The following is a 24,428-nucleotide window of genomic DNA, read 5'->3' as shown; positions in this document are numbered from 1 at the left end:
GCCTTATACCGTGCTGGCGACATGTCGGTGGATGGCACCAAGCAGCTCATCGCGGGTGAACGGCTTGGTGAGGTACTGCTCCGCACCGACAATGCGGCCACGCGCCTTGTCGAACAAGCCGTCCTTCGAGCTCAGCATGATCACTGGCGTCGAACGGAATTGCGGATTGTTCTTGATCAGCGCGCACGTCTGATAACCGTCCAATCGCGGCATCATGATGTCCACGAAAATGATGGCCGGTTTCTGGTCCGAGATCTTGGCCAGCGCCTCGAAGCCGTCGACAGCGGTAAGCACCTCGCATCCTTCTTTCTTCAGCAAGGTTTCCGCCGTACGGCGGATGGTCTTGGAGTCATCGATGACCATGACCTTCAGACCAGCCAGGCCGTTCGTAGCTACATTCAAGTTCACTTAACCCCCCCTGCTGCCTGCCCCAGGCTCAGGTACGTCATCCGGACATGCAGCAAACGGGCCACACCCCCGGACGCAGATGAAAAAATTCCTGCTCAACTGTTCTTCGGTGCCGATCTGCGTCGGACACTCCGCCGTTGCTGTTTACTGCCTGGACGGTCTTCCGTCAAGGAAAAAACGTTGTAGCGGTGGGGCTTATCACCAAATTCGCGAACACAAATGTGAAAGAAGACCCAGAGTGGCACCTTCGGACAAAAGAGTGTCCCTGACCTGCCCAAATTTTGCGCGAGGGATGCTCTGAATCTATGCCGCGTAGGTGGCACCGGCCCTGTCTGTGTGCAGGTCATAGGGGCGTTGGCGAAGACAGACTGGCCGTCTGTGGAGCCGACGCACCGGCGAGATGCGCGCAGACAGGGTCGGTGACGCCTGCTCGGCATAGATCAGAGCATCCCCCAACTCTTGTGGCACGCCGACCACCTCGGCGAACATGCACGCCCCACACGCCAACGGAACCGCCATGCCCCGCTCGGTCGCCGTGCTGATGGACCCCATCGGCAGCATCAAGATCGCCAAGGACACTACTTTCGCGCTGCTGCTGGAAGCCCAGCGCCGCGGCAGCCCGCTTTACTACATGGAACAGGGCGACCTGGCCCTGCGCGACGGCACGCCGTGGGCCAGGCTGCGCCCACTGAGCGTGAAGGACGACCCCGCCGGCTGGTACACCCTGGGCGACGCCCGCTGGACCGACCTGCGCGAGATGAATACGGTGCTGTTGCGCAAGGACCCGCCGGTCGATCCGCAGTTCGTCTACGACACCTTGGTGATGGACGTGGCCCAGCGCGACGGCGTGCAGGTGGTAAACGACCCGCGCGCGCTGCGCGACTGCAACGAGAAGGTATTCGCCCTGCACTTTCCGCAATGCATGGCACCGACCCTGGTCGCACGCGATCCAGCCGAGCTGCGCCGCTTCGTGGCCGAACACGGCGATGCCGTGCTCAAGCCACTGGATGGCATGGGCGGACGCGGCATTTTCCGCGTGCAGGCCGGCGACAAGAACCTCAACTCGATGCTGGAAACGCTGGTGCAGGGCGATTCGCACCGCCAGGGTCGCCAGTTCACCGTTGCGCAGAAGTTCATCCCGCAGATCAGCGCGGGCGACAAGCGCATCCTGATGATCGACGGCGAGCCGGTGCCCTATGCCCTCGCACGCATTCCGCAAGGCGACGAATTCCGCGGCAACCTCGCGGCCGGCGGGCGTGGCGAAGGTGTCCCGCTTTCCGATCGCGATCGCTGGATTGCCGCCGAAGTCGGTCCCGAATTGCGCCGTCGGGGTTTGCGGTTCGTCGGGCTGGATGTGATCGGCGACTACCTGACCGAGATCAACGTCACATCGCCGACGTGCGCGCGCGAACTGGACAAACAATTCGGGCTTAATATCGCCGGGATGTTGTTCGACGCTCTCGAAACCAGGTCATCCAACGCGTGAATGCTGCTGTAGCCCGCCGCCCCGGCGACAACAAGATCGGGGCCACCTTTGTTTTTTCGCTGCTGGTGCATGGCCTGCTGCTGTTCGGCATCGGCTTCAGCTATGTGGCGACGCGCCCGGCGCTACCCACGCTCGACGTGACGCTGGTGAACGTCGCCAACAGCGAAGCGCCGGACAAGGCCGACTTCCTGGCGCAGGCGAACAACAAGGGCGGCGGCGAAAGCGACAAGTCGCAGCGGCCATCGCAACCCTTCTCGGGACTGCTGCCCATGCCCAGCCAAGGCACTGCGCCGCAGCCGGTGACGGCGGCGACACCTTCGCCGCAGCAGGCGACTGACCAGCGCATGCTCACCACCACCGGGCAGGCCAATTTCAGCGTCAACAGCGACAACGCCAAGGATGCCCGCGACAGCCAGGACACTGCCAATGAAGCGCGCGTAGCCCAGGAGGCGGCGCAGCTGGCCGCGGAGGTTCGCAAGCAATCCCAGGCCTATGCGAAGCGTCCGCATAAGAAATTCATCTCGGCCAACACCAAGGAATACGTCTACGCCGCCTACATGCGTGGCTGGGTCGATCGCATTGAGCGCGTCGGCAACCTCAACTATCCGCAGCAGGCGCGCGAACAGCATCTGCATGGCGACGTCATCCTCACGGTCGGCGTGAACCGCGACGGCAGTCTCAACAACATCGACATCACGCAAAGCTCGGGCAACAGCGTCATCGACAAGGCGGCGATTGCGATCGTGAAATTGTGTGCGCCGTTTCCACCGCTGCCGCCGGACAGCAAGGAAAAGGTCGACATCCTCTACATCACCCGCACCTGGCAGTTCCAGCCGGGCGATGTGTTGAAGACACGCTGAGTGCTTCGCATCACGCAGGTTGGGGTGCGAACCCCAACACTTCATATCCATCGGCGCCTCGTGCGCTGCCGCTTCGAGGGCCGATACACGTCAACCCGTCCCGTTTTTGCCTATGACGAGTTCTCGAGTAATAACGCTGTCGTAACGCCCCTGAGCGCGATACTGGCATAGCGGCTGATGAAAGCGATGTTGGGTTCGCACCCCAACCTACCGCATCGGCTGACGAAAGCGATGTTGGGGATTGCATCTCAACCTAACCTGATTTGTTTGCCGCAGACGCGACCACGCCCAGCGCTTACAATGGCCACCATGCACACCAAGTCTCCCCAGACGCTCGCGGGCCAGTTCCTGATCGCCATGCCCAGCCTGACCGAGCCGCCGTTTTCGCGCGGCGTGGCCTTTATCTGCCAGCATGACGAAGACGGCGCGGTGGGCCTCCTGGTCAACCAGCTTTCCGAATATCGTTTCGGCGATGTGCTCGCGCAGATGAAGCTCCCCTGCAACGACCCCGAGCTGGCCGATGCGCCGGTGCTGATCGGCGGTCCGGTGCAGCAGGAACGCGGTTTCGTGCTGCATCGCGAACATGGGCATTGGGAATCGAGCTACCGCATCAACGGCGACTGGTCGGTCACCACCTCGCGCGACATCCTGGTCGCGATGGCCGCCGGCGAAGGTCCGCGCCTCGCGCTGATGGCGCTGGGCTATGCAGGCTGGGGCGCCGGCCAGCTGGAGCAGGAACTCAAGGACAACACCTGGCTCACCGCCGATGCCAGCGAGCGTGTGATCTTTCACACGCCGCTGGAAGAACGCTGGAGCGCCGCCGCCGGCCTGGTCGGCATCGACCCGCTGCAACTTCCTGGCTACGCGGGCCACGCATGAGTTGCGTGCTTGGCTTCGACGTCGGCAGCAAGCTTATCGGCGTCGCAGTCGGCAATCGCGTTACCGCCAGCGCACGCGCCATCGCCACGCTTGCCATGCGCGACGACGCGCCCGATTGGGCGGCGCTCGATGCCCTGCGCAGCGAATGGCTGCCCGACAGCTTCGTGGTAGGTCTGCCGCTTACACTGGATGGCGAAGAACAAGCCGCCAGCAAGCGCGCGCGCCGCTTTGCCGAACGCCTGCACGATCGCTACCGCATACCGGTGTCGATGGTGGACGAACGCCACAGTTCGCTCGAAGCCGCGGAGCGTTTCGCCCACGCACGTTCCGCTGGTTTGAAACGCCGCCGCGATGCCGCGCAGCTCGATGCGGAAGCTGCCGCCGTGATCCTGGAACGCTGGTTACACGAAACCACATAACAACACTCAAAGACCTCGCCATGTTCTCTCGCCTGCGCCACCTCACCACGCTCGAAAACCTGCCGCGCGATTGCATCGAACGGCTGCTGGACCGTGCCATCACCATGCGCGACGCCTGCGCCCACGGCACGCGCAAGCTGGACCTGCTCAACGGACGCACCATCCTCAACCTGTTCTTCGAGCCGTCCACGCGCACGCGCACGTCGTTCGAACTGGCGGCGCGCCGGTTGGGTGCGGACGTGATCAATTTCGACATCGGCTTCTCGTCGACCGCCAAGGGCGAAGAACTGTTCGACACGTTGCACACGTTGGAAGCGATGCATCTGGACGCCATCATCGTGCGCCACAAAGTGTCCGGCACACCGGACGAGTTGGTGCGGCATGCGATGAGTGGCGTGTCGGTAGTCAACGCCGGCGACGGCAATCGTGCGCATCCCACGCAAGGTTTGCTCGATGCGCTGACCATTCGCCAGCATCGTCCGGATTTCAGCCAGCTCACCGTGGTGATCTGCGGCGACGTCAAACACTCCCGCGTGGCGCGCTCCGACGTGCACGCCTTCAGCAAACTGGGTGCAAAAGAAATCCGCCTGTGCGGACCGGCATCCTTGATGCCCGACCAGCAGGAATTCCCCACCTGCAAGTTCTACGACAACTTCGACCAGGCGATCGAAGGCGCGGACGTTGCGATCACGCTACGCCTGCAGAAAGAGCGCATGGCGTCCATCGAACTGCCGGACGAAGCCGCCTACTTCCGCGAATACGGCCTGGACACCCGCCGCCTGGCACTCGCCGCGCGCGGCTGCCTGGTGATGCACCCCGGCCCGATCAACCGCGGCATCGAGATCGCACCGGAAGTGGCCGACGGCCCGCAGTCGCGCATCCTCGAACAGGTGGGCAACGGCGTGTTCGTACGCATGGCCGTGCTGGGCGAGATGCTGGCGCGCTAAAGAGGCCGCATGCAAGTCGGGTCATTACAGCCTGATCCAACCTACGACCACACCGGCCGCACGCCAAAGCAGGCATAATGCCGCGGTTAAATTGACACCCCCGGGGAAGAATTATGCGTAGACCCAAGCGCGTGCTGGCGCTGGCGTTTTCCGGCTTGCTGCTGGCCGCCTGCTCGCACAAAGACAAGGATGCCCCCCTGGCCTTCGTGCCGGCGGATACCCCTTACGTGTTAGCCAACCTGGATGTACTGGACGATGAAACCCGCCAGGCCATCCTGACCCAGGTGGACGCGGAGCTGCCCGCCCAGGTCGTGCAGATGAAATCGCAGGCCGACCAGCTCGCCGACAAAGATCCGGACATGGCGAAATACCTGCGCACGCTCGCCACCGAATTCGACGGCAAGACGGCCGAGCAGGTGATCCAGGAGACCGGCGTCAACCCCAAGGGTTACATGGCGCTCTATGGTCTGGGCCTGTCGCCGGTGCTGCGCATGGAGCTCGCCGACACCAAGGCCTTCGACAGCTTCGTGGCCAAAATCCAGAACGATTACGGCAAGAAGCTCGACGTGGTGAGCTTGGGTACACAGAGCTATCAGCGTTACGTCGCACCGGTGTCGCACCTGCAATTCATCATCGCCGTGGTCGGCAAGCAGGCCGTGCTGGCGTTGCTGCCGCAGGATGCGGCACAACCGCTGCTGCGCCAGGCACTGGGCCTGGATCGTCCGGCGAAGAGCGTGCAGGACACCGATCGTCTCGCCGATCTGGCCAAATCCAAGGGCTATGCGAAATGGGCGGTAGGCCAGGTGGATCTCACGCGCCTGCTGCCGTTGCTGATCGGTGGGCAGGACCCGCTGGCGCAAGCGTTGCAGAAGATGCGCGCGGAAAACGAATCGGCCAAGACCGGCGAACCCGTGGCGAACATCATGCAGCTGCCGCCTAGCTGCCAGAGCGAAGCCTCGCGCATCGCGGCGCGCGTGCCGCAGATGAGCATGGGTTACACCACGCTGGACGAAAAGCATCGCGACATGCGTTTTGACGTATCACTGGCCAATGACATCGTCAGCGCCTTCCATACTTTGAAAGTGGAACTGCCCGGCCTCGGCAGCGATCCCAGCGCACCGTTTGAACTGAGCCTCGCCTTGCCGATGCAGCAGCTGCGCACGTTCTGGAGCGCACAGGCGCAAGCGGTGGCGGACAAGCCGTTCACCTGCCCCATGCTTGACAACCTCAACGACACCTTCAGCAGCCTGGGCGATGCCACGCAGAAAGCAGCCGTGCCGCCGATCGGCGATCTGCTCGGCCTGCATATCGCGCTGGATAGCTACACGCCCAACCCCAACGGCGGCATGCCGAAGGTGGCCGGCCGCGTGGTGATCGGCACCAACAACCCGGCCGGTCTGCTTGCCATGGCGCAGATGACCAGCCCGATGCTCAACGGCCTGAAGCTTACCGGCGACAACAAGCCCGTTGCCCTGCCCGCCCAGCTCACCAATGCATTGGGTGAATCCGGATGGGCAGCGATGGGCGCCAAGTCGCTTGGCGTTGCCGTCGGCACCGGTGAAGACAGCAAGCTCTCCGACGTCATGCAGCAGCCGGGCGGCGATGCCGGCGAGCTGATGCGCACGCATCTGGATGGCGACATGTACGCCAATTGGATCAACCTGCTGGAGCAGCGTGCGGAAACCACCGCGGCGATGAGCTCTGCGTTGAATCCAGACGACTCCAATGCGCAGAACGACCCGAAAGCCGCACTCGCCAGCACCAAGGCGCAGTTCGAGGCGATGAAGTCGGAAGCAGCGCGCATCAAGGCGATCGGCATGCAGGTGCGGATGGAGGATCAGGGTTTGGTGATCACCACGCATACCGAATTGAAGTGACGGCGTAGCGAAGCGAGCCAACAAAAAAGGAGCCAGTGGCTCCTTTTTTGTTGCTGGATATCACCACGTAGGCTGGGATGACAATCCCAGCTTCGCTAAGCCGCATGATGCTGGGATTGCCATCCCAGCCCGCGGCCTCAGCGCCGCAGGAAGCCCCCGCCCAATCCATTCTGGCTGGTCTTGTCTTCCTCCAGCTCCACGCCTTCCAAGCCTTGCGACAAGGTATGCGCATCGCCACCTTGCGCCAGCTTGATACGCAAGCGCACTTCGTTGGCGCTGTCGGCATGGCGCAGCGCATCCTCGTAGCTGATCTCGCCGGCCTGGTACAACGTCACCAGGCTCTGGTCGAAGGTCATCATGCCGAGGTTGCCGGATTCCTTCATCACTTCCTTCAGCTTGTGAATCTCGCCCTGGCGGATGTAGTCCTGCACCAGCGGCGTGCCGAGCATCACTTCCATTGCCACGCGACGCGCCTTGCCGTCGGGGGTAGGAATCAGCTGCTGCGCCACGATGCCCTTGAGGTTCAGGGACAAGTCCATGAACAACTGCTGGCGGCGATCTTCCGGGAAGAAGTGCAGGATGCGGTCGATCGCCTGGTTGGCGTTGTTGGCGTGCAGCGTGCACAGGCACAAGTGGCCGGTTTCGGCGAAGTTGATCGCGAACTCCATCGTTTCGCGCGTACGCACTTCGCCGATCAGGATCACGTCGGGCGCCTGGCGCAGCGTGTTCTTCAGCGCGTTTTCCCAACTATCGGTATCGATGCCCAGCTCGCGCTGCGTGATGATGCAACCCTCGTGCTTGTGCACGTATTCGATCGGGTCTTCGATGGTGATGATGTGGCCGGTGGAATTCTGATTGCGATAACCCACCATCGCCGCCAGCGAGGTCGATTTACCGGTACCGGTCGCACCCACGAAGATGATGATGCCGCGCTTGGTCATCGCCAGTTGCTTGATGACCGGCGGCAGGCTCAGTTCTTCGATGGTCGGAATCTTCGATTCGATCCGGCGCAGCACCATGCCCACGCAATTGCGCTGGTAGAAGCACGACACGCGGAAACGGCCGACGCCTTGCGCGGAAATCGCAAACTGGCACTCGTGCGTCTTTTCGAATTCCTCGCGCTGTGCCGGCGTCATGATGTTGATCACCATGTCGCGCGACTGCTGCGCGGAAAGCGGGCTCTGCGTGATCGGCACCACGCGCCCCTGCACCTTCATCGACGGCGGTACGCCGGCGGTGATGAACAGGTCCGAGGCCTTCTTGTGGACCATCAGTTTGAGGAACGAGGTAAAGTCGAATTCGCTCATACGAAGTACCGGGACTCGGGACTCGGGACTCGGGACTCGGCAGAGCGCTGCTCTCGCCTAAATCCCGCTATCCACTTGCCCTGTCCGTCCAAACAGCAAAAACAATCCATGCCCTTGTGCGACCACCCCGAGTCCCGAGTCCCGAGTCCCGAGTCCCGCATCACCCGCATCACTTGAACACTTCCTTGTTCTTCGCATACCCGATCGCCTGCTGGCGCGTCACCAGGCCGCGCTTCACCAGGTCAAGCAGGATCTGATCCAGAGTCTGCATGCCGTACTGCTGGCCGGTCTGGATGGATGAATACATCTGCGCCACCTTGTCCTCACGGATCAGGTTGCGGATGGCGGGAATGCCCACCATGATTTCGTGCGCGGCGATACGGCCACCGCCTACTTTCTTGAGCAGCGTCTGCGAAATCACCGCGCGCAGCGATTCGGACAGCATCGAACGCACCATCGGCTTTTCGCCGGCAGGGAACACGTCGATGATGCGGTCGATGGTCTTGGCCGCCGAGCTGGTATGCAGCGTGCCGAACACCAAGTGGCCGGTTTCAGCGGCGGTAAGCGCCAGGCGGATGGTTTCCAGGTCGCGCAACTCGCCCACCAGGATGTAATCGGGGTCTTCGCGCAACGCGGAGCGCAACGCCTCGTTGAAGCCGTGCGTATCGCGATGCACTTCGCGCTGGTTGACCAGGCACTTCTGCGAGGTGTGCACGAATTCGATCGGGTCCTCGACGGTGAGGATGTGGCCGTATTCGTTCTTGTTGATGTGATCGACCATCGCCGCCAGCGTGGTCGACTTGCCCGAGCCGGTCGGCCCGGTCACCAGGATCAGGCCCTGCGGCTGTTCGATCAGCTCGCGGAATACCTTTGGCGCGCCCAGGTCGTCCAGGGTCAGCACTTCGGAAGGAATGGTACGGAACACCGCGCCCGCGCCGCGATTCTGGTTGAACGCGTTGACGCGAAAGCGCGCCAGGCCGGGGATCTCGAACGAAAAGTCGGTCTCGAAAAATTCTTCGTAGTCACGGCGCTGCTTGTCCGACATGATGTCGTAGATCAGCGAGTGCACTTGCTTGTGGTCCAACGCGGGAATGTTGATGCGGCGCACGTCGCCATCCACGCGGATCATCGGCGGCAGGCCCGCCGACAGATGCAAGTCGGATGCCTTGTTCTTCACCGAGAAGGCAAGCAGTTCGGCGATATCCATCGGATTGTTTTCCCCTAAGAACCGATCGTCTATACGAAAACGCAAGCCGCAGCAGGACGACGGAAGGTCACCCGGTCAGATGTGCTGGCGTGGCATGCCCCGCCATTCCCCCGCTCCTTGCAGCCATGCCGATACTACTCGCGCCGCGTGGCAGGCAGCCAGCTTTTCCGGCGCCGGTGCCGGAACGCATCGCGGCAAATGCGAGCGCATACACATTCACACGAGCCGGGCCTCTTTCCCCACGGGAAAAGGGCTTCGCTCACTCAGCCAGACTGGCGCTGCTGTTAAGGTATGCCGCTGGCACCCAGATCACTGTTACAGACATGACCCACATCGCATTCATCGGCGGCGGCAACATGGCACGCAGCCTGATCGGCGGCCTGCTTAAGACCGGCATGCCAGCCGCCAACCTGCGCGTGGCCGAACCCCTGGCGCAGGCGCGCGAAAGCCTGGGACGCGACTTCGGCGTGGCCACTTTCGACAACAACCGGCTGGCCGCGGCAGACGCCGACGTACTGGTGCTGGCGGTGAAGCCGCAGGTGATGCCCGCCATCCATCACGAACTGCGCGACACGCTGCAGCGCAAGCGTCCGCTGATGATCTCGATTGCCGCCGGCGTGCGCATCGACCAGTTGGAACGCTGGTTCGGCAACCTGCTGCCGATCGTGCGCTGCATGCCCAATACGCCAGCCTTGATCGGCGCCGGCGCCACCGGTCTGTGCGCCAACCTGCGCGTGACGCCACAGCAGCGGGAGCAGGCGCAGCACATCCTGGATGCCGTGGGCATTACCCACTGGATCGAGGACGAGGCCCTGATGGATACCGTCACCGCCCTTTCCGGCTCCGGTCCGGCCTATTTCTTTGCCTTCGTCGAAGCGATGGAAGACGCCGCCGTAGCCCAAGGCCTGCCACGCGAAACCGCCCGCATCCTGGCCACCCAGACCTGCCTGGGCGCCGGCCGCATGCTGGTGGAAAGCAACGAAGCACCGGCCACGCTGCGCCAGCGTGTCACCTCGCCTAACGGCACCACCCAGGCCGCGCTGGAAAGCTTCAGCGCCGACCAATTCCCGCGCATCGTCGCCCGTGCACTGGCTGCCGCCACTCGGCGCGGCGAAGAACTTGCCGCGGCTCTGGATAAGGATTGATCGATGTCATACCTCGTTGATGCCCTGACACTCATCGTCCAGATGGCGTTCGGCGCCATCGCCACGCTGTTCCTGGTGCGTCTGCTGGCCGAAGCCAACCGGGCGGATTTCCACAATCCGCTCAGCCAGTTCGTGTATCGCTATACCAATCCGATCCTCTCGCCGATCCGTCGTGTGCTGCCGAACTGGCGGCGCATCAACCTGGCCGCCGTGCTGATCCTGCTGCTGACTTTCGTGCTGGAACGGCTGGTGCTCTCGGTGCTGATGGGCTTTGTGCCGGCGTGGCTGGGGCTGCTGGTGCTATCTCTTGCCGACCTGCTCAACTTCGTGCTGCTGTTCTACATCGTGGTGATTTTCGGCTGGTCGCTGCTCAGCATGTTCGCGCCCGATCCGTACCATCCCCTGTATCGCCTCGCCGGCACCATCGTGGAACCGCTGCTGCGTCCATTGCGCGGCAAGCTGGTGGTGGGCAGCATCGATTTCTCGCCCACCGTGGTGGTGATTCTCCTGCTGCTGGCGCAGCGGCTGATTGCAGCGCCCTTGTTCGATTTCGGCGCGAGCCTGGCGCGGTAACACCGCGCGTAGGTTGGGGTGCGAACCCCAACATCGTCATGCTCATCCCCATGCCATGTTGGGGTTCGCACCCCAACCTACGCCTTGTGGCGCTCGACCCACTCCGCAAACACGGCATGCATCGCATCTAATCCATCGAACAACGCCGCCGGCCCGGGCTGCAGAATGATCGGCGATTTGATTTCGTGCATATCACCGTTGCGCACGGCGGGAATTGCTTCCCAACCCGGCCGCTGCGCTACGCGTTCCGGGCGAAAGCGCTTGCCGCACCATGAGCCGAGGACGATGTCCGGCGCACGCTGCACTACCTCGCCGCCGTCCGCGAGAATGCGATGCTTGGCGAGGGACTCACGCGCATGTTCGGGGAACACATCGTCCCCACCGGCGATCCCGATCAATTCCGCCACCCAACGAATGCCAGTAATCATCGGCTCGTCCCATTCTTCGAAATAGACTTTCGGCCGTTTCGGCCATGCCGCGGCAGCAGCACGCACTTCGGCAAGATGCGCCTCGGCGCGCTGGGCGTAACGCTCGGCTTTGTCGTACGCACCCACCATCGCGCCCAGCCGGCGAATGTAGGCAAGGATGCCCGCCACGCTGCGGTGGTTGCTGATCCACACTTCGACGCCCGCGCGGATCAGGTCGCGCGCAATGTCGGCCTGAAGATCGGAGAAGCCGATCACCAGGTCCGGTTGCAGCGCGAGGATTTCTTCGATCTTCGCGCTGGTGAACGCGGATACCTTCGGCTTCTCTTTGCGCGCACGTGGCGGGCGCACAGTGAAACCGGAAATGCCGACGATGCGATGCTCCTCGCCAAGCGCATACAGCACTTCGGTGGGTTCTTCGGTAAGACAGACGATGCGATGGGGAAAGGAATCGTTTTCGGCCATGTGTATGCAATCAATGCCCAAACACTGTCACCACCACTTTGCGCTGGTGCGGATCCACGCGATGCTCCCACAGGTACACGCCTTGCCACGTACCCAGCTGCGGCTTGCCGCCATGCACGGGAATCGTCAGGCTCACGCCGGTCAGGATGGCGCGCACATGGGAAGGCATGTCATCGGGACCTTCGGCATCGTGCTGAAAGATCGAGTCGCCATCCGGCACCGCGCGCGTAAACCAGCGTTCCAGATCGGCGCGCACCGAGGGATCGGCGTTTTCGCTGATCAACAACGAACAGCTGGTGTGCGCAGTGAAGACGTTGACGATGCCGGTATGCACGCCGCTGGCCGCGACCAGCTCGGCCACCTTGTCGGTAATCTCGCTGAAGCCGCGGCCGCGGGTATGTACGGTAAAACCGTTCTGCGCGACATGTTCCGCAGGTGTGGCTCGGGTCATGGCGCGCTCCTCTTCATGGATAGAGCAAACGATGGGTCCAGGTCTGGCCGTGGCGGTCCCAGCGCACGCGCTCGTGCAGGCGGAAATTCGCGCCGTACCAGAACTCCACCATGTCCGGTTCAATCAGGTAGCCACCCCAATGCGCCGGGCGCGGCACATCGCGGCCGGCAAACTGCTGCTCGTAATGCGCCACGCGCTGCTCGAACGTCTCGCGCGCGGCCAGGGTCTGCGATTGCAGTGACGCCCACGCACCGATCTGGCTGCCGCGCGGCCGGCTCGTGAAGTAGGCGTCGGACTCTTCCGTCGTCAGCTTGCGCGCCAGGCCTTCCACCCGCACCTGCACACCCTCGCGCAAGCGCTTCCAGTGGAAGCAGAGGGCGACCTGCGGGTGTGCGTCGATCTGCACGCCCTTGTCACTCTCGTAATTGGTGAAAAAGCGGAACCCACGCTGGTCCGCCCCCTTCAGCAGTACGATGCGCGAGCTGACCCGCCCTGCGGCATCGACGCTGGACAGGTTCATGGCGGTGGGCTCTGGATCGCCACTGGCCACGGCCTGGTCCATCAAGGTGTTGAAAGTGTCAAGGATCTCAGGATTGAGCATGGGTATTTGAATCGTAGCCAGCGCACGTCATGATTAGGCGATGAAGGATGATGCTAGCACGCAGAACGAGGCCCTCGCGGGTCACCTGCTGGATCATTACGCCGGCCGCATCGCGCGGGTGCAGCGGCCGTATGTGCTTGGCCTGTCCGGCCTGCAGGGCAGCGGCAAGAGCACCCTGGCGCGCGTGATCAAGACCCAGGCCGAGCATCGCGGCTGGCCGACGGAAGTACTCTCGCTGGATGACTTCTACTACTCGCGCAGCGAACGCGAGGCGCTCGCCCACCAGGTGCATCCGCTGTTGAAGACCCGCGGCGTGCCCGGCACGCACGAGATCGAGCTACTGCTTTCCGTGCTGACCGCCCTGCCGAATGCATCGGAAAAATTTCCGGTGACCTGGCCGCGGTTCGATAAAGGCCGCGATACGCGCATGCCGCCTTCACGCTGGCCACGCGCCACCCATCCACCGCGGCTGGTCGTGATGGAAGGCTGGGCACTAGGCCTGCGCCCGCAACTGGAAAGTGCGCTGGAAGAACCAGTGAACGAACTGGAACGCACCGAAGATCCAGACGGCCGCTGGCGCCATTGGGTCAACAAGCAATTGCGCGCGTACCAGCCCCTCTGGCGCAAGCTGGATGCGCTGATCGTGCTGCAGGCGCCGAATTGGGAAGTGATCCGCGAATGGCGCAGCGAAACCGAGAAGGACCTCCTTGCTCGGGGCGCACCGCTGGCGATGGACGCCGCTGCCATGCAGCGCTTCTTGTTTCATTTCGAACGACTCAGCCGGCACGCCTTGGCCACACTCTCGGTGCTCGCTGACACGTGCGTGGAGTACGACACTCATCATCACGTGATGGGACTCAGCCACAATTGAGCTGCCGTACGTAGGCTGGGATGACAATCCCAGCACTTGCAATGCATGGCGATGCTGGGATTGTCATCCCAGCCCAAGGGTTCATCGTCCGATGCATTTCGGAAAAGTTCTATTGTCCGAATAGTTCGCCTCACCATAATCGACGAACAGCCCATCCTGGTGAACACCGTACTGCCTCGCAGACGATTCGCTCGCGTTTTTCGTCAAAGACCAGGACCCCAAACATGACACACCCCTCCACGCATGTAGGACGCTGCGCCGCTGCCGATTGAATCCATGGCACCACCGGCAGCGTTACGAAAAACACTCGAGAGCTGCGCAGCATGATGCCTACCCAATCAAGCCACGAAACCCTTTCATCCGGCGACCGCCGCGTCCGCGTAGTCATCGCTGACGACCATCCACTGCTGCTGGCCGGACTTGTGCACGAGCTGCAAGGACAGGCTGATGTACATATCGTCGGCACCGCCAGCAACTCAACCGCGCTGGTGGATTTGCTGGAAAAGCACCCTATCGACATTGTGATCTCGGACTACGCCATGCCCGGCGGCAGTCATGGCGATGGCATCACGCTTTTCGGCCTACTTCGCCAGCGCTTTCCCCATGTGCATCTGATTGCCTTGACCATGATGAGCAACGCCGACGTGATTCGCGCGCTGCTGGCGCAAGGCATCCAGTGCATCCTCAGCAAAGCCGATCCGCTGGAATACCTCACCACGGCGCTATACGCCGCGCTCGCCGGCAAGCGTTATCTGTCGCCCAGCATCGAAACCGTCGTGCAACGGCATGGCATTCAAGGCGGCAGTTCGTCATCGCGCGCGCGTCATCTCTCGACCCGCGAACTGGAAGTGGTGCGGCTCTACGTATCAGGCCTCACCATCAGCGAGATTGCACGCCGTCTCGATCGCAGCAAGCAGACAGTCAGCACGCAGAAGATGAGCGCGATGCGCAAACTCGGCATCAGCCGCGATGCGGATCTCATCAAATACGGCATCGAAGAACAGCTCACCTCGCAGAGCGCCGAGCCTCACCACGAAGCAAAACGCCGCCCGGCTTCAGGCACCGCAGAGAATTGATGCCACGTCAGTCAGCGGACGACGCACCGTTATCCAGCAACGCGGCATATCCCTTCAGCGTATCGGGCCAGCGAAAGCGAAAGCCGCTGGCCTTTAGTCGTGCATTGCTCAATCGTTTGCTGCCGACGCCCGCTGGTGCAGATCCATCCGCCACTTTCGGCGCCCCAACCATGGCTGCGAGACCATCGTAAAGAACATCCAGCGGCAATGGCGTATCGTCGGCGCCCACATAGAGCGCTTGATGGTCGCGCAATGTGAGCAAATGCACGATCGCCGCCGCTGCATCGTCCACATGAATGCGATTTGCCCAATGCCTGGTTTGCCGTGGCGCACTGACCTGCCCTGCACGCAGGCGATCGATCAGCTGCAGGCGTCCCGGACCATATAAACCGGCCAGGCGCAGCACGATCGAGTCGCACGGATAATCATCCTGCAAGGCCAGTTCCGCTTCGCGCAAGATTCTTCCGTTGAAGCCGAGAGGCGCAGGCGGTGTGGCTTCATCCACCCATTCTTCGCCATGCTCGCCATAGACAGCGCTCGACGACACGAACAACACCCGTTGCAATGACGCGGTATCCAGCGCATCCAGCACATTGCGCAGGCCATCAAGAAAAACGGCGCGATAAATGTCCGCCTGGCGTGCGTCCGGAGCCGGCAGAAAGATCAGACGAGTGATCCCTTCGGGCAAGGCAACGAGCGTTTCCGGACCAGCCAGATCCGCGGCCAACCACCGAATACCGCCTGCCTCGCCAGGCGGATGACGGCGCAACGCATGCACCTCATCACCCTGTGCCAGCAACAGGTACGCGACGCGTTCACCCAGGTCGCCGCAGCCGGCGATCAAGATCCGTTCGGCCATCCATCCACCTGCCTGTCGACTCGCTTGCTACTATCCACCCATGAATCCTTCGTGCAACCTGTTCCTGATCGGCCCTACCGGCGCCGGCAAGACTTCGATCGGCCGGCAACTCGCCGCGCATTACGGCCTGCCTTTCATCGATCTCGACCAGGAAATCGAGCGCATGACCGGCGTTTCCATCGCCACCATCTTCGATATCGAAGGCGAAGCGGGTTTTCGCCGGCGCGAGCGCGCCATGCTGGAAGAGTGTAGCGGTCGTCGTGGTGTGCTGTTGGCCAGTGGCGCCGGTGTGGTGCTCGACCCGGTAAACCGTCGTACGCTGGTTGAACGCGGCTACGTGATCTGGCTGCAGGCCACCGTGCCGGTTCAGTTGCAACGATTGACGCTCGATACGTCGCGCCCCCTGCTGGCGGACGTCGATCGCCAGCAGAAACTGGAAGCAATGGCTGCCGTGCGTACCTCGCTATATGAAGAAATCGCCGATCTGACGGTGTCGCCCGCCGCGGATAATGAAGGCGTCGTCGCTGCCAGCGAGCGTTGCCTGGCACTGTTGGAACGGCATTGGAACCGACAAGCCGCATGAGCATCATCACGCCTCAGGAAACCATTCAAGTCACGCTCGGCGAGCGCAGCTATCCGGTCTGGATCGGCCGCGATCTGCTCGACGATCATGCGCGCTGGCGCAACATGCTGCGCGGCCGGCATGCGCTGGTGATCAGCAATCACACCGTGGCACCGCTGTATCTGCAGCGCGTAGCAAGTGGCCTGGAGGGCCTGCGCTGGTCTTCATTTCTGCTCGACGACGGGGAAGCACACAAGAGCTTTGCCAACGTCGGTCTCGCGCTGGAAGCACTCGCCACACTCGGTGCGACGCGCGATGCCTGCGTGGTTGCTCTGGGCGGTGGCGTGGTGGGTGATCTCGCCGGCTTCACCGCCGCGTGCTGGATGCGCGGTATCGACTTCATCCAGATGCCGACCACCCTGCTGTCGATGGTGGATTCCTCCGTCGGCGGCAAGACCGGCGTCAATCTTCCCGCCGGCAAAAACCTGGCCGGCGCGTTTCATCAGCCGCGGGCCGTGATCGCCGATATCGGCACCTTGGACAGCCTCCCTGCGCGCGAATACCGTGCCGGCATGGCGGAAGTGATCAAGGGCGCCGCCATCGGCGACGCCGCCTTCTTCGCCTGGCTGGAACAGCATGCCGCTGCACTCGCGGCGCGCGATGAAACCGCACTCGTGCAGGCCATCGCCACCAAGGTGCGCTACAAGGCCGGCGTGGTGGCGCGCGATGAAACCGAACAAGGCGAGCGCGCCCTGCTCAATCTTGGCCATACCTTTGGCCACGCACTGGAAACGGCCGGCCACTACACCACCCTGCTTCACGGCGAAGGCGTAGCGGTCGGCACGCTGCTGGCCGCGCGGCTTTCCGAGCGCTTGGGCATGAGCGCTAGCACCGATACGCTGCGTCTTGAGCAGTTGCTCGGCACCATCGGCCTGCCGACCACCGTTCCGGCCGGCTACGATCCGGAACAACTGCTGGCCTTGATGCGCTTGGACAAGAAGAACACCGCTGGCACGCTGCGCTTGATCCTGTGGCGCGGCATCGGGGCAGCGGAGATCGTCTCCGGCGTGAACGAGGCCGACGTGCTGGCGGTGTTGCGCGAAGCGTGCGCCGGTACGTGAATGGCCTAGCACCCTCGCTACCGAACCCGCCGCCCTCTAAAATGCGTAACCTTGCGGCCTCCTCGCCGTTCATCCAGGGACGCCATGCGCCTCTATCTGCAAACCATGCCAGCCTCGGCCGAACCGCCGCGCTATGTACAGATCGTGCTGGAGCAGGATCTGCTCGGCGGCTGGACGCTCTACCGCGAGTCCGGTACGCAGGGCGGCCGCGCCACGCTCAAGCGCGATCAATACCTGGAGCGCGACGAAGCCCTGGCCGCCTTTGAAAAAGTGCGCGATGCCCAGCTCAAGCGCGGCTATCGCGTGGTCTTTGCCCAAGGGGTCGAAGGCCCCTACGGACGCCGATAAAACATGTCCCTGCCGCTGAAGAATGATCGCTTGCTGCGCGCCTTGCGCCGCGAGCCCGTCGATACCACGCCCGTATGGGTGATGCGCCAGGCCGGCCGCTACCTGCCCGAGTACCGCGCCACGCGCGCCAAGGCCGGCAGCTTCATGGCCTTGGCAACCAACCCCGAACTGGCCTGCGAAGTCACGCTGCAACCACTGGAGCGCTACGAGCTGGATGCGGCCATCCTGTTCTCCGACATCCTTACCATTCCCGATGCGATGGGCCTGGGCCTGTCCTTTGCACAAGGCGAAGGTCCGCAATTCGCACATCCGGTACGCACGCGCGCCGACGTGGAACGCCTGGGCGTACCGGATATGGAAGGCGAACTGCGCTACGTGACGGACGCGGTGCGCCTTATCCGCCGCGAACTGGCCGGCCGCGTGCCGCTGATCGGCTTCTCCGGCAGCCCCTGGACGCTCGCCTGCTACATGGTGGAAGGCGAAGGCTCGCGCGACTTTGCCATGACCAAGGCGATGTGCTGGAACGATCCCGCCCTCGCCCATCAACTGCTCGACACGCTGGCGCGTTCGGTGACTGCTTACCTCAGCGCGCAGGCAGCCGCCGGTGCGCAAGCATTGATGATCTTCGATACCTGGGGCGGCATGCTGGGGCCATCGGCGTATCGCGAGTTTTCATTGCGCTACATGGCGCAGATCGTCGATGCGCTCAAGCACGATGTGCATGCGCGCGAGGTACCGCTGATCCTGTTCTCCAAAGGTGCAAATGCACATCTGGCCGAGATGGCGCAGAGCGGTTGCGCAGCACTTGGCGTGGATTGGACGATCGATCTCGCCGATGCGCGCAAGGCGGCAGATGGCAAGGTCGCACTGCAAGGCAATCTCGATCCGGTCGTGCTGCGTGCCAATCCCGAAGTCATTCGGCGCGAAGTGCGGCGGGTACTCGACAGCTACGGCAATCATCCTGGACATGTCTTCAATCTCGGACACGGGGTGACGCCGGAAGTCGATCCAGAGCACGTTAAAGTGCTGGTGGATGAAGTGCACGCGTACAGCCGCGCATTGCGCGCGGCGTAATCGTCGAAGTAGCGCGTAGGCTTGGATGAAATCCCAGCACCAGGAACTCCAAAAGCTGGGATTTCATCCCAGCCTACAAGAGCGGATGAAGACTGCGACGATCAAGACGCGCGCATGTCTTCCAATGCAATGCCCCGTGTTTCACGCACCGCACGCATCACGAGCAGCAGCCCGTAGACTGGGATGAAATCCCAGCATCTGGAACTCCAAAAGCTGGGATTTCATCCCAGTCTGCAAGAGCGGATGAAGACTGCGATGATCAAGACGCGCGCATGTCTTCCAATTCGATGCCTCGCGTTTCACGCACGGCACGCATCACAAACACCAGCGACACGAAGGCGAATAGCGCGTACAAGCCGTACGCGAAGGCCAGCCCGATCTGCGCCAACCACGGGAACGTGCTGGTAATGACAAAGTTGGCCACCCACTGCGCCGCGGCGGCCACTGCCAACGCAATCGCGCGAATGCTGTTCGGAAACATCTCGCCCAACAGTACCCACACCATCGGCCCCCAGCTCAAACCGAAGCACACCACGTAAAGATTGGCAGCCACCAGCGCGACCATTCCCCATGGCGCTGGCAGGCTCAATGACGCACCGCTACCGACGGCTTGCAAGAAACACCACGCCATCAACGCCAGCGTGATTGCCATGCCCGCCGAGCCAATCAGCAACAGCGGCTTGCGCCCGATCTTGTCGACCAGCGCAATCGCCACCAGCGTCACCAGTACATTGACGACAGACGTGAATACCGTGATCGAGAACGAATCCGTCTCACTGAAACCCACCGAGTGCCACAGCGTCGACGAGTAATAAAAGATCACGTTGATGCCGACGAATTGCTGGAACACCGACAGAAAAATGCCCACCCATACGATTGGCAGCAGCCCGCCACGCGGACCGCGCAAGTCCTTCAAGGTCGGCCGGTATTCCACTTTCAGGCTATGCGCGATGTCATTGATCTTTGCGTCCAGGGCTTGATCGCTGTGCAGATCGAGCACTTTCGCCAATACCAAACGCGCTTCGGCGGAACGTCCGCGTGCCACGAGATAACGCGGTGATTCCGGCACACCCAATACGAGTACGCCATAGATCAGCGCTGGAACCGTGGCAACCAGAAACATCCAGCGCCAGGCTTCCAAACCGAACCAAAGTTTTCCTTCCGCACCGCCTGCGGTGCTCGCCAACCACGCATCACTGAGCAACGCTACGAAAATACCCAGCACGATCGCCAACTGCTGCATCGAACCCAGTCGACCACGCACGTTCGCCGGCGACACTTCCGCGATATAGGCCGGCGCAATCACTGAAGCAACACCCACGCCAATACCGCCGATCACGCGCCAGAACATCAAGGTCGCTACACCATGCACCAGTCCCGAACCGATCGCGCACAGCACCAGGAACAACGCCGCCACCTGCATCGTGCGCACGCGACCCAAGCGATCCGCCAACGGACCGGCATACCACGCACCTACGGCAGAACCGAGCAAGGCGCAAGAAACCGCGATGCCGATCTGCCCTGCGCTTAAGCCAAAACCGTGTCGCACCGCATCAACCACACCGTTGATGACGGCCGTATCGAAACCGAACAGAAAACCTCCGATCGCCGCCGCTGCTGCAATCAGCACCACCCGGGCGGTGGTGCGTGCCTCTTCCCCCTGCGCTGCGCCTGCATTGCTTGTATTGAGGTGCATGTGATCGTGTCCCCGCATGATGGATGGGCAGTGGACGATTCTGCGTACGCCTGCGGCCCTTGTCCGCCTGAATACGTATGCAGGGGAAGACTAGCTTAGGTTGCCTTGGATGTCGGTGGCTGACGGGAGTGGCAGGTTGGGTTACGCGGCGCTAATCCAACCTGCGCCAATTCGTCATGACGGATGCCGCGGCGCTGATACGTTGTGGTGCCCCGACACAACGCATCAGCGGCAACACATCAGCCTATACGGAAACCTCAAAAAACTGCCGCACATCACCCACATCCCGCGTGCGCGGCATAGCCGGCAAGCTGTTGAGAAAAAGCTTCCCATAGCCCTTGGTCGTCAGCCGCGGATCGCACAGCACCAACACACCGCGATCGTGGATATCGCGAATCAAGCGCCCCGCCCCCTGCTTCAGCGCAATCACCGCCGACGGCACCTGCCAACCCATGAAGGGATTGATACCCGCTTGTTCCAGCGCTTCCAATCGCGCCTGCAACACCGGATCATCCGGCGCGGCAAACGGCAACTTGTCGATCATCACCACGGACAACGCTTCGCCGGCAACGTCCACGCCTTCCCAAAAACTGGCGGCGCCAAGCAACACCCCATGGCCACTCGCGCGAAATTCCTCCAGCAACTGATGGCGCGGCGCACTGCCCTGCACGAACAAAGGCCATGGCACGCGATCGGCCAGCAAATCCGCTGCACGGCGCAGCGCGCGATGCGATGTGAACAACAAAAATGCACGCCCGCTGGAGGCTTCCAGCACCGGCAGCGTGGCGTCAATGACGCGATCGGTGTAGTCGCGCATGGCCGGATCGGGCAACCCTTCAGGTATGTAGCACAACGCTTGGCGTGCGTAATCGAAGGGGCTCTCCAGGCTCAATGTCTGCGGATCATCCAACCCGAGCTGGCGTGCGAAGTGATCGAAATGTCCCGCTACCGACAGCGTTGCCGAGGCATGAATCCATGCCGCATAGGTGCGTTCGCGCATCGCGCGTAACGGCGTTGCCAAGTCCAACGGCGTGGCATGCAAGCTGAAACCACGCGGAAACAACTCGTACCAACGCACGTCCTGTTCGGTCGTTGTTTCGACGACACGGTCCAAGCGTTCGCTTAGATGCGCCGCACGCTCATGCACGTTCATCAGGCCGCGCGAGCGTTCGGCCTGCGACGCCAATGCATCGGTCAGCGCCGCCAATACCTCTGTCAGTTCGCGCATGGCGGAAGGCACGCCATCGCGCCGCCACAGTTCATGAAACGGGCCGCGCGTGGGCAAGGTATCGATGGCCAGCCTGAGTTTCCGCACCGCTTCCTGCAGTGCTTCGACAGGCTCCAATATCAGGCCAATCGCACCCGTGACGCCGCTGCACTCCGCCAGGGCATCCTGCGCCAGCTCGGTGAGCTGCCGCGCGCTGATGCTTTGCGAAAAGAATTGCCCGGCCAATTCGGGAATTTGATGCGCTTCGTCCAGAATGAATGCCTGTGCGCCCGGCAAAATTTCGCCAAAGCCTTCCTGCTTCAAGGCCAGATCGGCGAACAGCAGATGATGGTTCACCACCACCAGGTCCGCTTCCTGCGCCTCACGGCGCGCGGTGATCACGTGGCAATCGTCATAGAACGGGCATTCCACGCCCAGGCAATTTTCCGGCGTGGACGTGACGCGCAGCCATAACGGCGAATCCTCCGGCACCTCCGCCAATTCCATGCGATCGCCGCGACGCGTGCGTGCCGACCAGGCGCGAATCGCCGCGAGCTGTGCAGCCTGCGAACGCTCAAGCGCGGCACCTTCTCGCACGGTCTGATCAAGCCGATACAGGCACAGATAATTGGCGCGCCCCTTCAGCAGCGCAATCTTCAGCCGCGCTCCCAAGACCGAGCGCACCTTGGGGATATCGCGGAAAAACAGCTGATCCTGCAACGCCTTGGTGCCGGTGGAAACGATCACCCGCTCACCCGACAGCATCGCCGGCACCAGGTAGGCGTACGTTTTACCCGTGCCCGTGCCGGCTTCGGCGATCAGCGTCTCGCGTTCGGCAATGGCATGCTCCACCGCACGCGCCATCGCCTGCTGAGCGAGGCGCGGGGCGAAGTTGGGCAATTCGCGGGCAAATGGGCCGTCGGCGCCGAGCAGTGCGCCGCTGTCGTCGAGATCGGTCATCGACACAGTATGACGCAAACCGTGGAACGGAATGACGGCCTCAGCGGCATCCCGGTCGGTGCGATTCAAGCTCACTATACGGTACCGGAAGCCCGCAACCTGATACGTCTGTGCAGGTTATCGAAGCGTGGTCATGACACAACCGCAACGCTCACCCCCTGCAACGTTTTCTGAAGTCCGCCGTATGCCAATTGGCAATCAGGGCGGCGTCGCCATGCCAGCAGCCTCTACCACGCGGCCGATACCATCATGTGCTATCGCATCCATGGCAGCTTGCAATGCCGCGGTATCGCAATCCCGGCTGAGGCCAATGCGGAACAGCAACTCACCCTCCGCGCTGCGCGAGGAATGGATGGAATCGAGATTGATGCCGCGCTGCTCGAACACGGACAGCAACGCGCGCAGTGAGCCGGGACGATCCAGTGGCAGAAACACGCTTATATAGAGCGGCTCGCGCAGGTCCGCCAGCAAATAGCCCAGACGCTCGAACGCGTAGCTGCCTTCCGCAACCACTGGTTCACCCACATAGGCGCGGCTTTGTGTCAGCAACGTTTCGCGCATGCGCTCGCGTGCCACATCGTCATCCTGGTGCACCAGATCGCGCAAGGCGTCGATATGGATAGCAAGGCGCTCCAGCATTGGCGCCACATATGGGTTCTCGAACTGGATGTCCTGGTAGATGGCTGGATTGCTGGCAAGAATGCGGCGCATAACCGCCATATCCAGTTCGTAGCCCACGGAACTGAAGGGACGGATGCCGTCGAAATCACCGACGGCTGGAGCCAACTCACGCAGTACCGCTGCTTGCGCCATGTGCGTGGCATGCACCATGCCCTGCACCAGAGCCATCACGCGATCGTGCTGCTCGGCCTCGGTGCGAACGCAATCAGCTTCAATGACGGCAAGAAACTGTTCCAGCCACGGACGCCACTTATCCAACCGTGCCTCACAAACCACCATGGCGCGACCGCGCAAGGTGGCGGACTTGGGTGCGGCACTCATGGGATGCAGGCCAACTACTTCAGCTTGAGAGCCGAGCATGGCCGCGACCGGCGCAGCCTTGATCGACGTGATGTCAAGCCATAGTTGCCCGCGTTCGGCGCCGGCTGCCTGTTCCACATAGTGCCGAATGACAGACGGCGTCTGGCGGATTGGCGCGCAAAAGATCAGGACGTCGACGGATTCGATCAGCGCATGCTCCGTCAGCGTCGTGTCACCGAGAAGGTCGCGGCCTGCCACCTGCAGGCCCATGCGATCTTCAAAGAAGCTGCGCAACCAGCGACCGTAAGCGCCTTGGCTGCCGACCAGGCCGACGCGTGGTTTTTCATTCGTAAGCAATACCCTTCCCCTTCGTCAGTGCGACTGTCAGTAACAGGTGCTCTGCTGTTCCGATAAAAAAAACCGTCGCGCCGCCACGCCGCGCTTGCATTTTTCACGACGAAGCTCGGGGTGTCGGCGGGTGACTACTGGATCATCGATGACACCGGATTTCCCAAGAAGGGTACGCATTCGGTCGGTGTGGCTCGCCAGTACTGTGGCGTGCTCGGCAAGCAGGATAATTGTCAGGTCGCGGTGAGCGTGTCGTTGGCCAGCGCTCAAGCCAG

At 62.3% G+C, this 24,428-nt stretch carries 24 protein-coding genes and 1 pseudogene; 15 read left to right on the top strand and 10 right to left on the bottom strand.

Going from position 1 to position 24,428, the window contains the following annotated elements:
• Nucleotides 1-3: 3 nt before the first annotated feature.
• Complete coding sequence (gene pilG / locus VJR68_RS18195) at nucleotides 4-363, bottom strand: twitching motility response regulator PilG (protein ID WP_188795642.1); 360 nt, start codon at nucleotides 361-363, stop codon at nucleotides 4-6.
• 562 nt (nucleotides 364-925) lie between these two features.
• Between pilG and gshB the strand changes: the two genes are divergently transcribed.
• The 6 genes from gshB (at nucleotide 926) to VJR68_RS18165 (ending at nucleotide 6,876) form a co-directional block, all read left to right on the top strand.
• Entirely contained in the window at nucleotides 926-1,894 is a 969-nt protein-coding gene (gshB, locus tag VJR68_RS18190; RefSeq protein ID WP_324149996.1) for a glutathione synthase, read from the top strand.
• Complete coding sequence (locus VJR68_RS18185) at nucleotides 1,891-2,754, top strand: energy transducer TonB (RefSeq protein WP_324149995.1); 864 nt, start codon at nucleotides 1,891-1,893, stop codon at nucleotides 2,752-2,754. The genes gshB and VJR68_RS18185 overlap by 4 nt, the downstream gene beginning before the upstream one ends.
• A gap of 309 nt (nucleotides 2,755-3,063) precedes the next feature.
• On the top strand, nucleotides 3,064-3,633 hold the full coding sequence (locus tag VJR68_RS18180; RefSeq protein ID WP_414647816.1) for a YqgE/AlgH family protein: 570 nt from the start codon (nucleotides 3,064-3,066) through the stop codon (nucleotides 3,631-3,633).
• Entirely contained in the window at nucleotides 3,630-4,052 is a 423-nt protein-coding gene (gene ruvX, locus VJR68_RS18175; protein ID WP_324149992.1) for a Holliday junction resolvase RuvX, read from the top strand. The genes VJR68_RS18180 and ruvX overlap by 4 nt, the downstream gene beginning before the upstream one ends.
• Before the next feature lie 20 nt (nucleotides 4,053-4,072).
• A complete protein-coding gene (locus VJR68_RS18170; protein WP_333682281.1) occupies nucleotides 4,073-4,999 on the top strand; it encodes an aspartate carbamoyltransferase catalytic subunit in 927 nt (308 codons plus the stop codon).
• 113 nt (nucleotides 5,000-5,112) lie between these two features.
• Nucleotides 5,113-6,876 (top strand): hypothetical protein, encoded by a 1,764-nt coding sequence (locus VJR68_RS18165; protein ID WP_324149990.1) that lies wholly within the window; start codon nucleotides 5,113-5,115, stop codon nucleotides 6,874-6,876.
• A 137-nt stretch (nucleotides 6,877-7,013) separates the two neighbouring features.
• Here VJR68_RS18165 and VJR68_RS18160 read toward each other — a convergent pair whose 3' ends face one another.
• Both VJR68_RS18160 and VJR68_RS18155 read right to left on the bottom strand, forming a co-directional pair.
• Nucleotides 7,014-8,183: a PilT/PilU family type 4a pilus ATPase gene (locus VJR68_RS18160; RefSeq protein ID WP_324149988.1), complete on the bottom strand. Its 1,170-nt coding sequence runs from the start codon at nucleotides 8,181-8,183 to the stop codon at nucleotides 7,014-7,016.
• Nucleotides 8,184-8,352: 169 nt separating this feature from the next.
• Nucleotides 8,353-9,390: a type IV pilus twitching motility protein PilT gene (locus VJR68_RS18155; RefSeq protein WP_324149987.1), complete on the bottom strand. Its 1,038-nt coding sequence runs from the start codon at nucleotides 9,388-9,390 to the stop codon at nucleotides 8,353-8,355.
• 323 nt (nucleotides 9,391-9,713) lie between these two features.
• Here VJR68_RS18155 and proC point away from each other — a divergent pair, with 323 nt between their 5' ends.
• Together proC and VJR68_RS18145 are read left to right on the top strand one after the other, a co-directional pair.
• Entirely contained in the window at nucleotides 9,714-10,535 is an 822-nt protein-coding gene (proC, locus tag VJR68_RS18150) for a pyrroline-5-carboxylate reductase (protein WP_324149986.1), read from the top strand.
• 3 nt (nucleotides 10,536-10,538) lie between these two features.
• A complete protein-coding gene (locus tag VJR68_RS18145) occupies nucleotides 10,539-11,108 on the top strand; it encodes a YggT family protein (RefSeq protein ID WP_324149985.1) in 570 nt (189 codons plus the stop codon).
• A 77-nt stretch (nucleotides 11,109-11,185) separates the two neighbouring features.
• Here VJR68_RS18145 and VJR68_RS18140 read toward each other — a convergent pair whose 3' ends face one another.
• Genes VJR68_RS18140 through pdxH form a run of 3 tightly spaced genes read right to left on the bottom strand, consistent with a single transcriptional unit; the run spans nucleotide 11,186 to nucleotide 13,050 of the window.
• Complete coding sequence (locus VJR68_RS18140) at nucleotides 11,186-11,998, bottom strand: cobalamin-binding protein (RefSeq protein WP_324149983.1); 813 nt, start codon at nucleotides 11,996-11,998, stop codon at nucleotides 11,186-11,188.
• 10 nt (nucleotides 11,999-12,008) lie between these two features.
• Nucleotides 12,009-12,449 carry a secondary thiamine-phosphate synthase enzyme YjbQ gene (locus tag VJR68_RS18135; RefSeq protein WP_324149982.1) on the bottom strand — a complete coding sequence of 147 codons (441 nt, stop codon included), beginning with the start codon at nucleotides 12,447-12,449 and terminating at the stop codon, nucleotides 12,009-12,011.
• A 13-nt stretch (nucleotides 12,450-12,462) separates the two neighbouring features.
• Nucleotides 12,463-13,050, bottom strand: a complete 588-nt coding sequence (gene pdxH, locus VJR68_RS18130) for a pyridoxamine 5'-phosphate oxidase (protein WP_324149980.1) — start codon at nucleotides 13,048-13,050, stop codon at nucleotides 12,463-12,465.
• 40 nt (nucleotides 13,051-13,090) lie between these two features.
• Between pdxH and VJR68_RS18125 the strand changes: the two genes are divergently transcribed.
• Both VJR68_RS18125 and VJR68_RS18120 read left to right on the top strand, forming a co-directional pair.
• Nucleotides 13,091-13,921 (top strand): kinase, encoded by an 831-nt coding sequence (locus tag VJR68_RS18125; RefSeq protein WP_324149978.1) that lies wholly within the window; start codon nucleotides 13,091-13,093, stop codon nucleotides 13,919-13,921.
• Between the two features lie 323 nt (nucleotides 13,922-14,244).
• Nucleotides 14,245-14,997: a response regulator transcription factor gene (locus VJR68_RS18120; RefSeq protein WP_324149976.1), complete on the top strand. Its 753-nt coding sequence runs from the start codon at nucleotides 14,245-14,247 to the stop codon at nucleotides 14,995-14,997.
• Between the two features lie 7 nt (nucleotides 14,998-15,004).
• On the opposite strand, the gene VJR68_RS18115 is transcribed toward VJR68_RS18120, so the two are convergent.
• Nucleotides 15,005-15,856, bottom strand: a complete 852-nt coding sequence (locus VJR68_RS18115) for an NAD-dependent epimerase/dehydratase family protein (protein ID WP_324149975.1) — start codon at nucleotides 15,854-15,856, stop codon at nucleotides 15,005-15,007.
• A gap of 40 nt (nucleotides 15,857-15,896) precedes the next feature.
• Here VJR68_RS18115 and VJR68_RS18110 point away from each other — a divergent pair, with 40 nt between their 5' ends.
• The 4 genes from VJR68_RS18110 (at nucleotide 15,897) to hemE (ending at nucleotide 18,961) form a co-directional block, all read left to right on the top strand.
• A complete protein-coding gene (locus VJR68_RS18110; RefSeq protein WP_324149973.1) occupies nucleotides 15,897-16,439 on the top strand; it encodes a shikimate kinase in 543 nt (180 codons plus the stop codon).
• Nucleotides 16,436-17,539: a 3-dehydroquinate synthase gene (gene aroB / locus VJR68_RS18105; protein ID WP_324149972.1), complete on the top strand. Its 1,104-nt coding sequence runs from the start codon at nucleotides 16,436-16,438 to the stop codon at nucleotides 17,537-17,539. The genes VJR68_RS18110 and aroB overlap by 4 nt, the downstream gene beginning before the upstream one ends.
• Nucleotides 17,540-17,623: 84 nt before the next feature.
• On the top strand, nucleotides 17,624-17,887 hold the full coding sequence (locus VJR68_RS18100; RefSeq protein WP_324149970.1) for a WGR domain-containing protein: 264 nt from the start codon (nucleotides 17,624-17,626) through the stop codon (nucleotides 17,885-17,887).
• Nucleotides 17,888-17,890: 3 nt separating this feature from the next.
• The gene (gene hemE / locus VJR68_RS18095; RefSeq protein ID WP_324149969.1) at nucleotides 17,891-18,961 is read left to right on the top strand and encodes a uroporphyrinogen decarboxylase; all 1,071 of its coding nucleotides are present in this window, start codon (nucleotides 17,891-17,893) and stop codon (nucleotides 18,959-18,961) included.
• 259 nt (nucleotides 18,962-19,220) lie between these two features.
• Here hemE and VJR68_RS18090 read toward each other — a convergent pair whose 3' ends face one another.
• From VJR68_RS18090 to VJR68_RS18080, 3 genes are all read right to left on the bottom strand, one after another.
• Complete coding sequence (locus tag VJR68_RS18090) at nucleotides 19,221-20,657, bottom strand: sugar porter family MFS transporter (protein ID WP_324149968.1); 1,437 nt, start codon at nucleotides 20,655-20,657, stop codon at nucleotides 19,221-19,223.
• Nucleotides 20,658-20,901: 244 nt separating this feature from the next.
• Nucleotides 20,902-22,824: an ATP-dependent DNA helicase gene (locus VJR68_RS18085; RefSeq protein ID WP_324150004.1), complete on the bottom strand. Its 1,923-nt coding sequence runs from the start codon at nucleotides 22,822-22,824 to the stop codon at nucleotides 20,902-20,904.
• A gap of 198 nt (nucleotides 22,825-23,022) precedes the next feature.
• A complete protein-coding gene (locus VJR68_RS18080) occupies nucleotides 23,023-24,162 on the bottom strand; it encodes a prephenate dehydrogenase (protein ID WP_324149966.1) in 1,140 nt (379 codons plus the stop codon).
• Between the two features lie 120 nt (nucleotides 24,163-24,282).
• Here VJR68_RS18080 and VJR68_RS18075 point away from each other — a divergent pair.
• Nucleotides 24,283-24,428, top strand: a pseudogene (locus tag VJR68_RS18075) (transposase); the annotation flags it as partial.

Origin of the sequence: Dyella sp. (assembly GCF_035277725.1) — a bacterium.
Taxonomy (GTDB): Bacteria; Pseudomonadota; Gammaproteobacteria; order Xanthomonadales; family Rhodanobacteraceae; genus Dyella_B.
This window is presented reverse-complemented; position numbering and strand designations above follow the sequence as displayed.

Bases quoted from the DNA above. Each gene is read 5' to 3' on its own strand.
- pilG (WP_188795642.1), bottom strand. From the start codon at position 363: ATGGTCATCGATGACTCCAAGACCATCCGCCGTACGGCGGAAACCTTG.
- gshB (WP_324149996.1), top strand. From the start codon at position 926: ATGCCCCGCTCGGTCGCCGTGCTGATGGACCCCATCGGCAGCATCAAG.
- VJR68_RS18180 (WP_414647816.1), top strand. From the start codon at position 3,064: ATGCACACCAAGTCTCCCCAGACGCTCGCGGGCCAGTTCCTGATCGCC.
- ruvX (WP_324149992.1), top strand. From the start codon at position 3,630: ATGAGTTGCGTGCTTGGCTTCGACGTCGGCAGCAAGCTTATCGGCGTC.
- VJR68_RS18170 (WP_333682281.1), top strand. From the start codon at position 4,073: ATGTTCTCTCGCCTGCGCCACCTCACCACGCTCGAAAACCTGCCGCGC.
- VJR68_RS18165 (WP_324149990.1), top strand. From the start codon at position 5,113: ATGCGTAGACCCAAGCGCGTGCTGGCGCTGGCGTTTTCCGGCTTGCTG.
- VJR68_RS18160 (WP_324149988.1), bottom strand. From the start codon at position 8,183: ATGAGCGAATTCGACTTTACCTCGTTCCTCAAACTGATGGTCCACAAG.
- VJR68_RS18155 (WP_324149987.1), bottom strand. From the start codon at position 9,390: ATGGATATCGCCGAACTGCTTGCCTTCTCGGTGAAGAACAAGGCATCC.
- proC (WP_324149986.1), top strand. From the start codon at position 9,714: ATGACCCACATCGCATTCATCGGCGGCGGCAACATGGCACGCAGCCTG.
- VJR68_RS18145 (WP_324149985.1), top strand. From the start codon at position 10,539: ATGTCATACCTCGTTGATGCCCTGACACTCATCGTCCAGATGGCGTTC.
- VJR68_RS18140 (WP_324149983.1), bottom strand. From the start codon at position 11,998: ATGGCCGAAAACGATTCCTTTCCCCATCGCATCGTCTGTCTTACCGAA.
- VJR68_RS18135 (WP_324149982.1), bottom strand. From the start codon at position 12,449: ATGACCCGAGCCACACCTGCGGAACATGTCGCGCAGAACGGTTTTACC.
- pdxH (WP_324149980.1), bottom strand. From the start codon at position 13,050: ATGCTCAATCCTGAGATCCTTGACACTTTCAACACCTTGATGGACCAG.
- VJR68_RS18125 (WP_324149978.1), top strand. From the start codon at position 13,091: ATGAAGGATGATGCTAGCACGCAGAACGAGGCCCTCGCGGGTCACCTG.
- VJR68_RS18120 (WP_324149976.1), top strand. From the start codon at position 14,245: ATGATGCCTACCCAATCAAGCCACGAAACCCTTTCATCCGGCGACCGC.
- VJR68_RS18115 (WP_324149975.1), bottom strand. From the start codon at position 15,856: ATGGCCGAACGGATCTTGATCGCCGGCTGCGGCGACCTGGGTGAACGC.
- VJR68_RS18110 (WP_324149973.1), top strand. From the start codon at position 15,897: ATGAATCCTTCGTGCAACCTGTTCCTGATCGGCCCTACCGGCGCCGGC.
- aroB (WP_324149972.1), top strand. From the start codon at position 16,436: ATGAGCATCATCACGCCTCAGGAAACCATTCAAGTCACGCTCGGCGAG.
- VJR68_RS18100 (WP_324149970.1), top strand. From the start codon at position 17,624: ATGCGCCTCTATCTGCAAACCATGCCAGCCTCGGCCGAACCGCCGCGC.
- hemE (WP_324149969.1), top strand. From the start codon at position 17,891: ATGTCCCTGCCGCTGAAGAATGATCGCTTGCTGCGCGCCTTGCGCCGC.
- VJR68_RS18090 (WP_324149968.1), bottom strand. From the start codon at position 20,657: ATGCACCTCAATACAAGCAATGCAGGCGCAGCGCAGGGGGAAGAGGCA.
- VJR68_RS18085 (WP_324150004.1), bottom strand. From the start codon at position 22,824: ATGACCGATCTCGACGACAGCGGCGCACTGCTCGGCGCCGACGGCCCA.